Consider the following 14056-nt stretch of genomic DNA (forward strand, 5'->3'; position numbering starts at 1 on the left):
GTCGTGACCGGCGGCGCGGGGACCAGAGTAGCGGGTCGGCACGCGCGGGTGCCGGTCAGCCGTCGCCGATGCGGGAGCCCAGGGTGAGCTCCACCGTCCGCTCCTTGCCGTTGCGTTCGTAGGTGACCGTGACCTTGTCGCCGGGCTTGTGGGTCCAGATCTCGCCGATCAGCGTCGGGCCGCTGTCGATCACCCGGTCGTCGAGCTTGGTGATGACGTCACCGGGCTTGAGACCGGCGTCGTCCGCGGGGCCGCCCGGCTCCACGGCCTCCGAACCGCCGACGCCCTGCTCGGTGATCTGCGCGCCGTCGGTGGTCTCCTCCAGGGAGACGGAGGCGCCGATCTTCGCGTACACGGGCTTGCCGGTCTTGATCAGCTGCTGGGCGACGTACTTGGCCTGGTTGATCGGGATGGCGAAGCCCAGTCCGATCGAGCCGGCCTGACCGGCGCCGCCCAGTCCGTTGCTCGCGCTCTGGATCGCGGAGTTGATGCCGATCACGTTGCCCTTGGCGTCCAGCAGCGGACCGCCGGAGTTGCCCGGGTTGATCGAGGCGTCGGTCTGCAGCGCGCTCATGTAGGACGCCTTGCTGCCGGCGCTGCCGTCGCTGGAGGCCACCGGACGGTTCTTGGCACTGATGATGCCCGTCGTCACCGTGTTGGACAGGCCGAAGGGGGCACCGATCGCGATCGTCGAGTCGCCGACGGCGACCCGGTCGGAGTTGCCCAGCGGAAGGGGGGCCAGGTCCGACGGGGCGTTCTTGAGCTTGATGACCGCGACGTCGTAGCCCTGGGCGTTGCCGACCACCTCGGCGTCGTACTTCTTGCCGTCGGGGAACGTCGCGGTGAGCTTGCCGCCGTCCACCGCGCCGGCCACGACGTGGTTGTTGGTGACGATGTGGCCCTGCTTGTCGAAGACGAAGCCCGTGCCGGTGCCGCCCTCGCCGCTGTCGCTCTCCGCCTGGATGGTGACCGTGCTGGGCAGGGCCTTGGCGGCCACCGCCGCGACCGTGCCGTCGTCGCGCTTGAGGGAGCCGCCGGTGTCGGGGGCGGAGACCGTGGTGGAGCTGGTGCCGTCGTTGTTCCTGGCCAGCGTGTAGCCGAGGCCGCCGCCCAGGCCGCCCGCGACCAGCGCGGCGATGAGGATCCCGGCGAGCAGTCCGCCGCGCCCGCGGGTGGGCTTCTGGGCGGGGGGCTGGTACGAGGAGCCCCAGCCGCCGGGGCCGTAGCCGCCCGGGCCGTATCCGCCGGGGCCGCTGCCACCGGGGCCGTAGCCGCCTGTGCCATGCCCACCCGAGCCGTAGCCACCCGCGCCGTGGCCGTCGGCGCCGAAACCGCTCGCGACGTGTTCCGCCGGTCCGTGGCCGCCCGGTCCTTGGCCGACCGGTGCGTGTCCGGCCGGGCCGTGGCCGTCACCCGGAGCGGGGGTGTCCGGGCCCGGTCCGCCCTCGCCCGGTCCTCCGGGGCCCTGTTCGGCGGGGCCGTGCGCGCCCTGTGCGGCGTACGCCGGGCGGGCCGGCGGCTGGGGCGGCGGCCAGGACGCGTCCGGGGGCGAGCTCTGCACCGCCGGGTCGTCCGGCGAAGGCGCCGAAGACGGCGCCGGCGGCTGCTGGGAGGCTGCGGGAGAGTCCACCGGCACGGGGGGTGCGGACGGGGCCGGGGGTACCGCGGTGCCCTCGTTCTCGGTGCTCACAGCTTCTCTCCTCGATCCACGGCTGCTCTTCGGTCCCACTGGGTCGCACTCGGCCACGCGCGTGCCTGTTGCCCGCGTGCGCGCCCACACCGGTCGGGACGGTCCGGCGCGACGCGGCTGCGCGTGCTCTTCGTCGTACGTCTATGTATGTCGTCAGCTTTTCCCACGGGCCGTCAGAGCACCATAAGCGGTTGCTGTGGGTCCGCAGTCGCTTCTTATATAGGACATTCCAGACGGAACGGGCGGGAAGCCGACCCCTCCGCTCGCACGTCTACCCCCACGCGGTGGCACCATGACGCGGTGACCCACGCACGGCAGCACCGGACTCAAGTCGTCGCCCACCGCGGAGCCTCCGAGGACGCTCCCGAGCACACCCTGGCCGCCTACCGGAAGGCGATCGAGGACGGGGCGGACGCCCTGGAGTGCGATGTCCGGCTGACCGCGGACGGGCATCTGGTGTGCGTCCACGACCGCCGGGTGAATCGTACGTCCAACGGGAGGGGAGCCGTCTCGGCCCTGGAACTGGCCGACCTGGCCGCCCTGGACTTCGGCTCCTGGAAGATGCGCGAGGCCCTCGCCGCCCGCGGCGAGGAACTGGAGTGGGAGCACCGGCCCGAGGACCTGGAGGAGACGTCCGTCCTCACCCTGGAACGACTGCTGGAGCTGGTGGCCGACGCCGGGCGCCGGGTGGAGCTGGCCATCGAGACCAAGCACCCCACCCGCTGGGCCGGCCAGGTGGAGGAACGGCTGCTGATACTGCTGAAGCGGTTCGGCCTCGACGCCCCGGCCCGCCCCGAGGAGTCCCAGGTGCGGGTGATGAGCTTCTCGGCGCGCTCGCTGCACCGGGTGCAGGTGGCGGCACCGACGCTGCCGACCGTCTATCTCATGCAGTTCGCCTCGCCCCGGCTGCGCGACGGCCGGCTGCCCGCAGGGGTCGGGATCGCCGGACCCTCCCTGCGGATCGTGCGCAATCACCCCGCCTACATCGAGCGCCTGAAGCAGGCCGGCCACCAGGTGCACGTGTGGACCGTGAACGAGCCCGCCGACGTGGACCTGTGCGTCGGCCTGGGCGTGGACGCCATCATCACGAACCGGCCACGCGCCGTACTGGACCACCTCGGCCGCTGAAGCCCCGACCGGTCCGCACCGCCCCGCCCGATCGCGCCCGATCCCGTCCGGTCGCGCCCGATCCTGCCCGGTCGCACCCGGTCCCGTCCGGTCGCAGCTCGCCACGCGCCGTCCGCCCCACTCTGTACGTCCCGCCCCACCCCTCCCCGTGCGTCCCGGCATCTTGACCCCGAGGGTCCGTTTGGCCCATCCTCCGGTCTCGGCCACACCGACGAAATCCAGCCAACGCAGACGGTGCGACTACGGGGAGTGCTCCGGCGCGTTCGGAACGTGTTCGACCGTGTCGAATGCGTCACCGTACGGGGATCGGCCGGTTTCCGGTTCAGGCCAATGGGGCATCCACACCGTGGCGTGGGGCGAAGGAGGTCTCGGGGGTGGCGTTGGTGGTGGCACAGGAAGTGCCCACGTCGTCGAGCATGGCCGTTCCCCATGGCCCTGCGGGCGTGGGTGAAGCGAGGCGCCGCATGCGCGAGCAGCTGCGCGGGGGCGGGGTGGCGGAATCGGTCATCGACGACGCCGTACTGATCCTCTCCGAACTGCTCAGCAACGCGTGCAAACACGGCCGGCCGCTGGGCGACGCCCTGGCCGGGGACGGCGACGTCCGTGCCGCATGGCGCGTGGACGCGGGCGGCCGGCTCGTCGTCGAGGTCACGGACGGCGGCGGCCCGACGCGCCCGGCACCGGCGACCCCGTCGGTCACCGCCCACGGCGGACGCGGGCTGAACATCATCACCGCACTGGCCGACGACTGGGGAGTCCGGGACGACGTCCGCGGCGAAGTGACGGTCTGGGTCGTCGTCCACGCCGACGTGTACGACCCGGACGCCGGGCACCGCCGCGACGACTTCGCCACGCGGGTCGCGGCCCCGGCCGTCTCCCAGATACCCGGCCTGGACTTCGCGGACGCGTTCGACGAGCTGGGCTGAGCCGGCGCCCCGGCCACCGCGCTGCCGGCTCGTCGGCCCACCACGGGGCGCGCTCCTTGTCCACCACCGGTTCCCCCGTCATCCACAGGGTCCCGTCGGTGTGCGCGCGAGCGGCTAGGCTCGCGCCGTACGAGAAGAGCCGACCGGGAGACACCCACGATGGCCAAGAAGCGACCCCAGACGAAGGCCAAGCGCCCCCAGAACACGGGAGCCCGCGCCGCAGGCGCCGACGGGCAGGTACCGGTCGTCGGCGCCCGCGAGCCCTGCCCCTGCGGCAGCGGCCGTCGCTACAAGGCCTGCCACGGCCGGGCCGCCGCCCAGGCCGTCACCGAGCTGGTGCAGCGCCCGTTCGAGGGGCTGCCCGGCGAGTGCGACTGGGTCGCGCTGCGCGAGCTGGTCCCGGCGGCCACGGTCGAGCTGCCCCTCAAGGACGGCCTCCCCGAAGGTGTCCCGTCCGTCACGCTCGCCACGGTCCTGCCGATGGCCTGGCCCGCCCTGCGCCGCGACGACGGCTCGGTCCTGCTCGGCCTGCAGAACGACACGGCGTCCGGCGACATCAGCCGCGACCTCGCCGACACCCTGCGGCGCGCCCTGACCGCCGACCCGGGCTCCCCGGTCCAGTCCCGCCGCGCCCCGGCCGACGCACCGCGGTTGCAGGACCTGCTCGACCCCGAGGGCGGCTTCGAGCCGATCGTGCACGAGGGCTTCGAGTTCTGGGTCCCGGACGCGGAGAACGCCACGCCCGAGGTGGCCGCCTCCCTGGAGCGGGCCAACGCCGCGGCCATCCCGACCGTCCGCCTCCAGGGCGTGGACGCCGCCTACTGGTGCCGGACGCCGGAGAAGAACCACCTGCGCTGGGTCATGCCGCACCCGGAGGAGCGGCTTCTGGACGCTCTCGCGCGGCTGCACGCGGCGGGCCGCTCCGGCCTCGGCGAGGGCACCCGGCTCGTCGGTTCCTTCCGCGCCCACGGCCTGACCGTCCCGGTCTGGGACCTGCCGAGCGAGGTCACGGCGCAGGACGTGGAGAAGCCGGCCGCCGAGTTCGCCGAGCGTCTCGCCGAGGCGCTGGCCACGGACGCACCGCTCACGCCCGACGAGCGACGGGCCCGCGGCGGCCTCACCAACCGCCAGGTCACCCTCAGCTGACACGGGCGTCCGCGAGCCGGGCTCCAGCTGACCGACCGATCAGCTGGAGCCCGGCTCGTGAGGCGGGTGACTCCGGTCACAGAGACGCACAACTCCCGGTCGAGACAAGCCAGTCGGTGACCGGAAAAGCTGTGATCGAATTTGCTAACCGCCGATCTCTTGTTACCGTTTCAGTAGCCCGGTTGCTGGTGCATCCCCCGTCGCCAGCAACCGGGTCTTTGCATGCGCCGCGTTCCTCACCGACCGCGACCAGGACCGTGCGTCAACTGCCCGCTTCCGAGGTGGGATTACTCCCGGACCGCAGCAGCAGCGGCCCGTACCCGGCGCGGTCCGCGAACTCCGCCACGGCCGTGTAGGCCGGCGTCTCACCACGGACTTCGCCGCCGCCGGTCCGCTCCCGTGGCGTCTCACAGACCCCCGGCTCGTCGTCCGCGGCCACGGCGCAGCGCGTCCGCACGGTGCGGTCGCCGGGGCCCATGAGGGTGAGCAGGGCGTCGAGGGCGTCGCCGGTGGCGTTCCGGTAGTAGGTGCGCGCCCAGGCCCACTCGCCCTGGGCCAGCACGCAGGTCTGCGCCTCGACACCGCCCGGGGAGACCAGTTCGGGTCCGCAGCGCACGACGGTGGCACGGCCCGCATCCAGCGGTTCGGGGAGGACGGGCGAGGGACCGGGTGAAGTGCCGGGTGCCGAGCCGGGCGAGGCGGCGGGTGGGAGGCCGAGGCGTGAGCCGGCTGCGGACGCGGTGCCGTCGACGGCACCGAACGGCCGGCCGTCGCCGAGGCCGCCCGGCAGGTCTCCGCCGTCGCCGTTCCGGCCGCCGGAGGGAATCGCCGTGCCGTCGGTGCGGTCGCGCACGGACGCGGCGGCCCTGTCGGCTGTTTTCTTAGGCTCCTCCACCCCCGCGGTCGCCACGGCGTACGGCAGCACCACCGCGCACGCCACGACACCCGCCAGCGCGAGCAGTCGGAGACGGTGGGCGTCCGGCCCGCCGCTCCCGGCACTCCCGCCTCTCCCGGCACTCCCGCCTCTCCCGGCACTCCCGCCTCTCCCGGCACTCCGGCCACTCCCGGCACCTGCGCCGCTCATGGCACGCCCGCCGCTGCGGGCACGGTGGCACGGCGGCACCCGGCGCTCCCCAGGATCAAGCGGCATGGAGCGGACGATAACGACCGCGGCCCGGCGCCGGGTTCCCCCCGCGCCGACACCCCTACAACTCGGGGGCGCTCACACCCGTACGAGTGAGGGCGTCGACCACCGCGTCCACGACGGCCTCCACGTCGGGCACCCAGGGCGAGGCGGAGCCGGGCAGCGGCGCGCGCTCCCAGCGGACGGCTCCCCGACCGGTCTCGGACGGGGGCAGCGCCAGGTAGCCGCCCTCTCCGTGGAAGCGGAGGGAGCCGGGGACGAAGTCCTTGGCGTAGAGCAGTTCGCCGAGCTGCTCCATGGAGTACGGCTGGACCAGGATCGACCAGCGGGCGGCGGAGGCGACGACCGGGCCGAGCCGCATGCCCCTGCGGTCCAGCGCGGCCAGGGCGCGAGCGGCCGGCAGGGCGGGCAGCGACACCGCGCAGGGAGCCTTGCCACCGGTGGCCAGGACGATGGGCGCCGCAGGGCGGTTGGTCCACCACCAGCGGACCATGCGTGCGTCGGTGGTGGCCGCGAGGAGGCCGGGATCGAAGGGGTGGGCGCCGGGAACCGTGCACTCCGGGTCGGGGCAGCCGCAGCGGCCGGGCCGCTCCGAGTCCGCCGCCACGCCCGGCAGGACGGGCCACTGCCATTCCGTCGCGTAGGTCAGGGCCGCGCTGATCAGGTCAGGCCCCCCGTCACCGCGCCTGGACAGGAGCCTGCGTCGCCTTCCGAGGATCTCGCGCATGAGCGCTCGTTCCTTTCCGTTGCACGCTGGCAACACCGTGGGCCGCATCACACCATGAGTCGATCACTTCGCTGTGCGTAGCGCTTGGCGCATCACACCCTTGCCTGAGGCAAGGGGAACCCCAATCAACCCCTGTGGGCCGAGCATTGACTGGTCCGTGGCCGTCGGGCCGTCACGGTGCTGCGACCGTTGCGGCTGTTCCGGCCGTTACGTCCATACCGCGTCTGGCAAAAGCATGGGCGTGGCGCGGGGGTGGCGAAGTCTGGCGTTTGCCGTCCCGCGTACTTCTCTCCGCCTCCGGCACGGGAGGATGGGGCTCGGTCGTCGGTGGATAGGACGCCCGGGTCCCGCGCCAGGTTCCGGGCGGCCCCCAACCACCCCTGGCCTTCACCGAGTACGTACCCATCACGACCGTTGTGACGCTCCGTGGAGCACCCCCAGTCGACCGCAACAAGCCGTCCTCTGGGGCAGTTTCAAGCCAACTTCATATTTCCGCAAGGGGTCGAGAACGAGGTCACTCGACTCTCACGGACACCAGGAATCCCAGCAGGACAATGCTGGACATCTCCTCTCGAGTGCGTGTACATGTGGAGACACTGCTAGCGGCGCAGAATGACATGGGGGTTTGCGATGCTTTTGAGCAGTAAGCGCCGGTCGGAAAGCCGGTTGCCATGAACGCCCCGCACCCTCCGAAAGTGGCCGGAATCGATTCAACGGTTCCCGCCCCCGCACACACTGTCGCGTCCGCCGCAGCGGGAGCCTCCGCACTGCCGCCGCCCGCTTCCCCCGGCGCCCCCGGCGCCCTGCTCCAGGACCGCCTCGCCGGTTGGGTCTCGGACCTGACGACCCTGCACGAGCTGACCGAGCGCCTGGCCCGCACCCGCACCCTCGCCGAAGCGCTCCAGGAACTGCTGCGCGCCGGAGCCGCCCTGCTGGGCGCCCGGCGCGGTTTCGTCGTCCTGGAACCCGGCGACGGACTCGGCCCGGACACCACCGTCGGCCTCGGTCTGACCCGGGCCGATCTCGGCCATCTGGAGACGGTGCCGCGCGCCTCGGTGCCGTACGGACGCATCCTCGACGGCCTCGCGGGCGGCGAGGACGGCATCGCGGAGCCCGACCTGTTCGCCGAGCAGGGACTCGACCCCCGGCACCGCGAGGTCGCCGTCCGCCTCGGCTACGCCGCCGGCTACACCCTCGCGCTGCGCACCGACGACACCGGACGCCTCGGCGCCGCCGTGTGGCTCTACGACGAACCGGCCGAGCCGCGCGAGCGCCGGCGCCACCTGGCCGGGCTCTACGTGCGCTACGCGTCCGAGCACCTCGCCCGGCTGCTGGAGGTCGAGCGCACGCGCGCGTGCATGACGACCATGTCCGAGGAACTGCTGCCCTCGCGCCTGCCCCGGATCCCGGGCGTGCAGCTCGCCGCGCGCCGTCGCACCGGCCCGCGCGGCGGCGGCGACTGGTACGACGCGCTGCCGCTGCCCGACGCCGCGCTCGGGCTCGCCGTCGGCTCCGTCACCGGTTCCGGGCCCAGCGCGGTCGCCGCGACCGGCCGGCTGCGCGCGTCCCTGCGGGCGTACGCCGTGATGGAGGGCGAGGACCCGGTGGCCGTCCTGTCCGACCTGGAACTGCTGCTGCGGCTGACGGAGCCGGCCCGCTCGGCCACCGCCCTGTTCGGCTACTGCGAGCCCGTGCTGCGCCGGATCACGCTGGCCGGGGCCGGGCACACCCCGCCGCTGCTGATCGGCGAGCGGCGCACGGAGTTCGTGGAGACGTCCGTGTCCGCGCCGCTGGGCATGCTGGCCTGCTGGGAGGCGCCGAGCGTGGAGATCCACGCCGAACGCGGAGAGACGGTTCTGCTGTACACCGACGGGCTGCTGCACCGCACCGGAGACGCCTCCGACCGCGCCTTCGCACGGCTGCACGCGGCGGCGGCCGGCGTCCCGCGGGCGGCCCGTCAGGACCCGGACGCCGTCGCCGAGCACGTCCTGCGCACGGTGCTGCCGGACGGGCTGGACGCCAGCGACGGCGAGGAGGACGTCGTCCTGCTGGCGGTGCGGTTCGAATAGCGGACAGCGCGCCTAAGGCGCCAACTGTTCGCATAGCGGACGGTCACCCTGTGCCGTGCCCCACGGTGTAACAGGCCCTTCGCCCCTGGGCCCCCTTCCGTACGACCGTACGATGGGGGGTGGTCCAGTGCCGTATCGAGGAGGATGACCGTGGCGGACGAGTTCCCGGAGACCCCGGAAACCGCTGAGGAAGAGCCGATCAAGCAGCGCAAGAACGGCCTGTACCCGGGCGTGTCCGACGAACTGGCCGAGAACATGAAGTCCGGCTGGGCCGACACGGAGCTGCGCGATCTGGCGCCCGTTCCGCAGGCCGCCGAGACCGCCGCCCGGCGCGCCGCGCTCTCCGCGCGCTTCCCCGGCGAGCGCCTGGTGATCCCCGCGGGGAACCTGAAGACCCGCTCGAACGACACCGAGTACCCCTTCCGCGCGTCGGTCGAGTACGCCTACCTCACCGGCAACCAGACCGAGGACGGCGTCCTCGTCATGGAGCCGACCGCCGGCGGGCACGACGCCACGCTCTACCTCCTGCCCCGCTCCAACCGCGAGAACGGCGAGTTCTGGCTGGACGGCCAGGGCGAGCTGTGGGTCGGCCGCCGGCACTCGCTCACCGAGGCCGAGAAGCTCTACGGCCTCCCGGTCTCCGACGTGCGCGAGCTGGCGGGCGCGCTGCGCGAGGCCACCGGACCGGTGCGCGTCGTACGCGGTCACGACGCCGGCATCGAGGCCGCGCTGACCGACAAGGTCACCGCCGAGCGCGACGAGGAGCTGCGCGTCTTCCTGTCCGAGATGCGGCTGGTCAAGGACGCGTTCGAGATCGGCGAGCTGCAGAAGGCCGTCGACTCCACCGTGCGCGGCTTCGAGGACGTCGTGAAGGTCCTCGACAAGGCCGAGGCCACCAGCGAGCGCTACATCGAGGGCACGTTCTTCCTCCGCGCGCGCGTGGAGGGCAACGACGTCGGCTACGGCTCCATCTGCGCCGCCGGCCCGCACGCCTGCACGCTGCACTGGGTGCGCAACGACGGCCCGGTCCGCTCCGGCGACCTGCTGCTCCTCGACGCCGGCGTGGAGACGCACACGTACTACACCGCCGACGTCACCCGCACCCTGCCGATCAACGGCCGCTACAGCGAGTTGCAGAAGAAGATCTACGACGCGGTGTACGAGGCCCAGGAGGCCGGTATCGCGGCCGTGAAGCCGGGCGCCAAGTACCGGGACTTCCACGACGCCGCGCAGCGCGTGCTGGCCGAGAAGCTGGTCGAGTGGGGCCTGGTCGAGGGCCCGGTCGAGCGGGTGCTGGAGCTGGGCCTGCAGCGCCGCTGGACGCTGCACGGCACCGGTCACATGCTCGGCATGGACGTCCACGACTGCGCCGCCGCGCGCACCGAGACGTACGTGGCCGGCGTGCTGGAGCCGGGCATGGTGCTGACCGTCGAGCCGGGGCTGTACTTCCAGACCGACGATCTGACCGTGCCGGAGGAGTACCGCGGCATCGGCGTGCGGATCGAGGACGACATCCTCGTCACGGAGGACGGCAACCGGAACCTGTCGGCCGCGCTGCCGCGCCGGTCGGACGAGGTCGAGGCCTGGATGGCGGCGCTGAAGGGCTGACGCCGGGTACGGATCACGTCGTGGGGCGCCCCACCGGCCGTGCGGTCACACCGCCACCAGCGGGGCGTCCTCACGCCATTTGAGGATCTTGTCGAAGCTCACCACGGCCCCGCCGCGGCCCGGCGTACTGCCGATGTGGACGTGGTCGGCGAGCTCCCGGATCAGACACAGGCCACGCCCGCTCTCGGCGTCGGCCCCCGCGCAGCGCACCGGCGCCACCGCGGAGGCCGCCGGAAACCCGGGGCCGGTGTCGGCGACCTCGATGCGGCACCGCTCGCCGTCCAGATAGGCGGTGACGCGGTAGGCCTCGCCGGAGCCGTCCCGGCCGCCGTCGCCGCCGTGCTCGACGGCGTTGGCGCAGGCCTCGCTGAGGGCGACGGACAGGTCGTACGAGACGTCGGGGTCGACGCCCGCGGTCTCCATCGTGCCGAGCAGCAGGCGCCGGGCCAGGGGCACGCTCGCAGCCTCGCGCCGCAGATGGAGTGACCACCAGATGCTCATGCTCCAGCCTCCCGGCCGCGGCTCGACATACCGATACGTATTGCCCCGCGTGCCGGAGCGTAAGCACCGCGTCGGCACGACACCGCCCGTTCGGCGGATGCGTCCTTGCGGCGGGCGGTGTATGCGCCCGCCGCACGGCCGGGCCGGCCCCCGGGTCCGCCGCCAGTTTCACTGCCAGACCACCGTATCGGTCCCACCCCGCCCTACCCCGTCCTGTTGGGAGGCCTTCCGCGACCGGGTCACGGGTCCCGATCGTCAGCTCGCCCGTCGGCCGACCGGGGCCTCGGCCCGCTCGGCGGCTCGTCCGTCGGCCGGGGCCTCCGTACGGTCGGCGGGCGGGGGCCGGTGCGGGGGCCGGTCCGGGCGCCGGTGCGGTGGCCGGCCGAACCGGCCGTCCTCCGTGGCATTCCTGGCAGAACGTGATCTTCCGCGCCTACCGTATTCAGGGCATCTTGCGGACCTGCCGTACGGGGCGGGCGGGGCCAATGGGATGATGAGCCCGCCATGACTGCCCCCCACCCGCCTTCGGCGCGCTCCGGACACGATCTCCGGGTCCTGCGGGCCGCGGTGTTCGCCGCGGTCTGCGTCGTGCTGGCCGCGGCGGGTCACACGCTGGCCTCCTGCGCCCGCGTTCCGCTGTGGTCGCTGGGCGCGGGGTTCCTCGCGATGGCCGTGGTGGCGGCGCCGCTGGCCGGGCGGGAGCGCTCGCTGCCGGGCATCGCCGCGCTCCTCGCGGCCGGGCAGCTGGCGCTGCACTCGCTGTTCGGACTGGGGCAGCACGGGAGTACGGCGGTCACGGCGACGGCGCAGTCGGCGGGGGCCGTCTCGGACGCCTCCCTGGTCCAGCAGGCCGCCCGGCTGATGTGCGGGGCCACCGCGGCGGCGATCAGCCCCGCCCAGGCCGAGCGCATCCTGGCCGACGCGCGGGTCCGCCCGGACACCGGCGCGGGGGCCCACCCGCACACGGACGCCCTGTCCTCCGCCGTCGACCCCTCGGCCTCGCTGCTGCCGTCGCTGCCGATGCTTCTCGGCCACGTCCTCGCCGCGATCGCCGCGGGCTGGCTGCTGCGCCGCGGCGACCTGGCCCTGGCACGGCTCGTCGAGCTGTCGGCGCAGTCCGCGTACGCGGTCGCCGAGGAGACCCTCGTACGCTCCCTGCGCGGGGCGCTGGCGCTGGTCCGCGCGCTGTGCGCCGGGCTGCCGGACACCCCCGAGGCGGGCGCCCGGCAACCGCGTACGGCCACCCTCGCGCCGCCCGTTCCCCGTACCACCGCACTCCAGCACACGGTGATCCGGCGCGGCCCGCCCGCCGCCTTCTCCCTCGCGGCCTGACACGACGCGACCACCGCTCCGGATCGCCGGGGACGGGCGGCCGCCGTCGTGCGGCACGCGCGCGTGCGTGCGTTCCCGGCCCGCCGGCCGACGGCGGCCCGGCCGCGCGCCCGCACGCCCACCGTCCCTGTTCCCCACCGGTGCCCTGCACCGGCTTCACGGAAGCGGAGTGCTCCGTCCATGAAGGTCTCGTTCCCGAACGTCACGTCCGCGACGTCCGCCAAGGCCGCGCGCCTCGCCGCGGTCGGCGCCGCCGCCGGCACCGCCGTGCTCGTCCTGTCCTCCCCCGCCCTCGCGCACGTCAGCGTGCAGCCGGAGGGCACCGCGGCCAAGGGCGGCTACGCCACGGTCAACTTCAAGGTCCCCAACGAGCGGGACAACGCCTCCACCACCAAGCTGGAGGTCACCTTCCCCGCCGACCACCCGCTGTCGTCGGTGATGCCGGCGCCGGTGCCCGGCTGGAAGGCCGAGGTGACCAAGGGCAAGCTCGACAAGCCCATCGAGTCGCACGGCAACAAGATCACCGAGGCCGTGACCAAGGTGACCTGGACCGCCGACGGCAAGGGCATCGAGCCCGGCTACTTCCAGAAGTTCCCGGTGTCCGTCGGCGCGCTGCCCGAGGACACCGACGAGCTGGTGTTCAAGGCGATCCAGACGTACTCCAACAAGGAGGTCGTGCGCTGGATCGAGGTGCCGCAGGAGGGCCAGGAGGAGCCCGAGCACCCGGCGCCGGTGCTCGAACTGTCCGCCGCCGAGGACGACCACCACGGCGCCTCGGGCCAGGAGGCCACCGAGGACGCCGAGAACGCGGAGGACGCCGAGCCCGCCGCGCAGAACACCACCGCCGACGCCGGCTCCGAGGACTCCACCGACACCACCGCCCGCGTCCTGGGCGTCGTCGGCATCGTCGTCGGCGCGGCCGGCGTGGCCTACGGCGTGCTCGCCGGGCGTCGGCGCGGCAACGCCTGACGCACCTACTCGTCCGGTGCGCACCGGGGCCGGCCGGCACCCGCGTCCGCGGTTCGGCACCCCGGTGCGCACCGGAGCACCTCACATCTGGGACATTTCTCTATGCGCAAGAAGACCTTCGCGGCGGCAGCCCTGCTCGCCGCCGCATCCCTGACCCTGTCCGCCTGCGGCAGCGGCAACGACAGCGACAAGCCGGTCACCATGGTGTCCGAGGAGACCGGCCAGAAGGCGGCCACCGTCCTCGACAAGCCGTTCGAGAAGCCGGACCTGGTCCTCACCGACACCCAGGGCAAGCCGTACGACCTCCGTGAGCGGACCGCGGGCAAGCCGACCCTGATCTACTTCGGCTACACCCACTGCCCCGACGTCTGCCCGCTGACGATGAACAACATCGCCGTGGCCAAGAAGGAACTGTCCCAGGCGGAGCGGGACGCGTTGCAGGTCGTGTTCGTCACCACCGACCCCGAGCGGGACACCCCCGAGGCGCTCGGCGAGTGGCTCAAGGGCATCGACCCCGACTTCGTCGGCCTGACCGGTGACTTCGACACCATCCAGGCGGGCGCCCGCACCCTCGGCATCTCCATCGACCCGCCGACCAAGGACAAGGACGGCAAGGTCGTCTCCATGCACGGCACCCAGGTCGTCGCCTTCTCCCCGAAGACCGACGCCGGGTACGTGCTCTACGGCGAGGACGCCGAGGTCGGCGACTACAGCAAGGACCTCCCCAAGCTCATCAAGGGGGAGAAGCCGTGAGGCGCGGGTCGCACGGGGCCGCCGGCCGCCGGATCGCAGGATTGCGCGGGGCCGCCGGCCGCC

General features: G+C 73.3%; 12 protein-coding genes. 8 read left to right on the forward strand and 4 right to left on the reverse strand.

Translation table 11 applies throughout. The annotated features are described in order from the left end of the window. Nucleotides 1-55: 55 nt before the first annotated feature. Complete coding sequence (locus ACZ45Q_RS22510; protein ID WP_468264169.1) at nt 56-1690, reverse strand: S1C family serine protease; 1635 nt, start codon at nt 1688-1690, stop codon at nt 56-58. A gap of 300 nt (nt 1691-1990) precedes the next feature. Here ACZ45Q_RS22510 and ACZ45Q_RS22515 point away from each other — a divergent pair, with 300 nt between their 5' ends. From ACZ45Q_RS22515 to ACZ45Q_RS22525, 3 genes are all read left to right on the forward strand, one after another. Further along, nucleotides 1991-2818, forward strand: coding sequence for a glycerophosphodiester phosphodiesterase (locus tag ACZ45Q_RS22515; RefSeq protein WP_468264172.1), 828 nt, complete (start codon nt 1991-1993; stop codon nt 2816-2818). A gap of 287 nt (nt 2819-3105) precedes the next feature. Beyond that, nucleotides 3106-3744 (forward strand): ATP-binding protein, encoded by a 639-nt coding sequence (locus ACZ45Q_RS22520; RefSeq protein ID WP_468264175.1) that lies wholly within the window; start codon nt 3106-3108, stop codon nt 3742-3744. A gap of 159 nt (nt 3745-3903) precedes the next feature. Then, nucleotides 3904-4890, forward strand: a complete 987-nt coding sequence (locus tag ACZ45Q_RS22525; RefSeq protein ID WP_468264178.1) for a DUF5926 family protein — start codon at nt 3904-3906, stop codon at nt 4888-4890. A gap of 262 nt (nt 4891-5152) precedes the next feature. Here the strand turns inward: ACZ45Q_RS22525 and ACZ45Q_RS22530 are convergent, their stop codons facing one another. Together ACZ45Q_RS22530 and ACZ45Q_RS22535 are read right to left on the reverse strand one after the other, a co-directional pair. Beyond that, nucleotides 5153-5743, reverse strand: coding sequence for a hypothetical protein (locus ACZ45Q_RS22530; protein WP_468264180.1), 591 nt, complete (start codon nt 5741-5743; stop codon nt 5153-5155). A 352-nt stretch (nt 5744-6095) separates the two neighbouring features. Further along, nucleotides 6096-6761, reverse strand: a complete 666-nt coding sequence (locus ACZ45Q_RS22535) for a bifunctional DNA primase/polymerase (protein WP_468264183.1) — start codon at nt 6759-6761, stop codon at nt 6096-6098. A gap of 671 nt (nt 6762-7432) precedes the next feature. Between ACZ45Q_RS22535 and ACZ45Q_RS22540 the strand changes: the two genes are divergently transcribed. After that, a complete protein-coding gene (locus ACZ45Q_RS22540; protein ID WP_468264186.1) occupies nt 7433-8830 on the forward strand; it encodes a SpoIIE family protein phosphatase in 1398 nt (465 codons plus the stop codon). Nucleotides 8831-8974: 144 nt separating this feature from the next. Further along, a complete protein-coding gene (locus ACZ45Q_RS22545) occupies nt 8975-10438 on the forward strand; it encodes an aminopeptidase P family protein (RefSeq protein WP_468264189.1) in 1464 nt (487 codons plus the stop codon). Nucleotides 10439-10483: 45 nt separating this feature from the next. Here the strand turns inward: ACZ45Q_RS22545 and ACZ45Q_RS22550 are convergent, their stop codons facing one another. Continuing rightward, entirely contained in the window at nt 10484-10939 is a 456-nt protein-coding gene (locus ACZ45Q_RS22550) for an ATP-binding protein (protein ID WP_468264192.1), read from the reverse strand. 504 nt (nt 10940-11443) lie between these two features. On the opposite strand from ACZ45Q_RS22550, the gene ACZ45Q_RS22555 reads away from it, so the two are divergent. The 3 genes from ACZ45Q_RS22555 (at nt 11444) to ACZ45Q_RS22565 (ending at nt 13993) form a co-directional block, all read left to right on the forward strand. Next, complete coding sequence (locus tag ACZ45Q_RS22555) at nt 11444-12271, forward strand: hypothetical protein (protein ID WP_468264194.1); 828 nt, start codon at nt 11444-11446, stop codon at nt 12269-12271. 180 nt (nt 12272-12451) lie between these two features. After that, the gene (locus ACZ45Q_RS22560) at nt 12452-13240 is read left to right on the forward strand and encodes a YcnI family copper-binding membrane protein (RefSeq protein WP_468264197.1); all 789 of its coding nucleotides are present in this window, start codon (nt 12452-12454) and stop codon (nt 13238-13240) included. Nucleotides 13241-13342: 102 nt separating this feature from the next. Next, complete coding sequence (locus ACZ45Q_RS22565) at nt 13343-13993, forward strand: SCO family protein (protein WP_468264200.1); 651 nt, start codon at nt 13343-13345, stop codon at nt 13991-13993. Nucleotides 13994-14056: the final 63 nt, after the last annotated feature.

Source organism: Streptomyces sp. NPDC031049 (genome assembly GCF_055571015.1).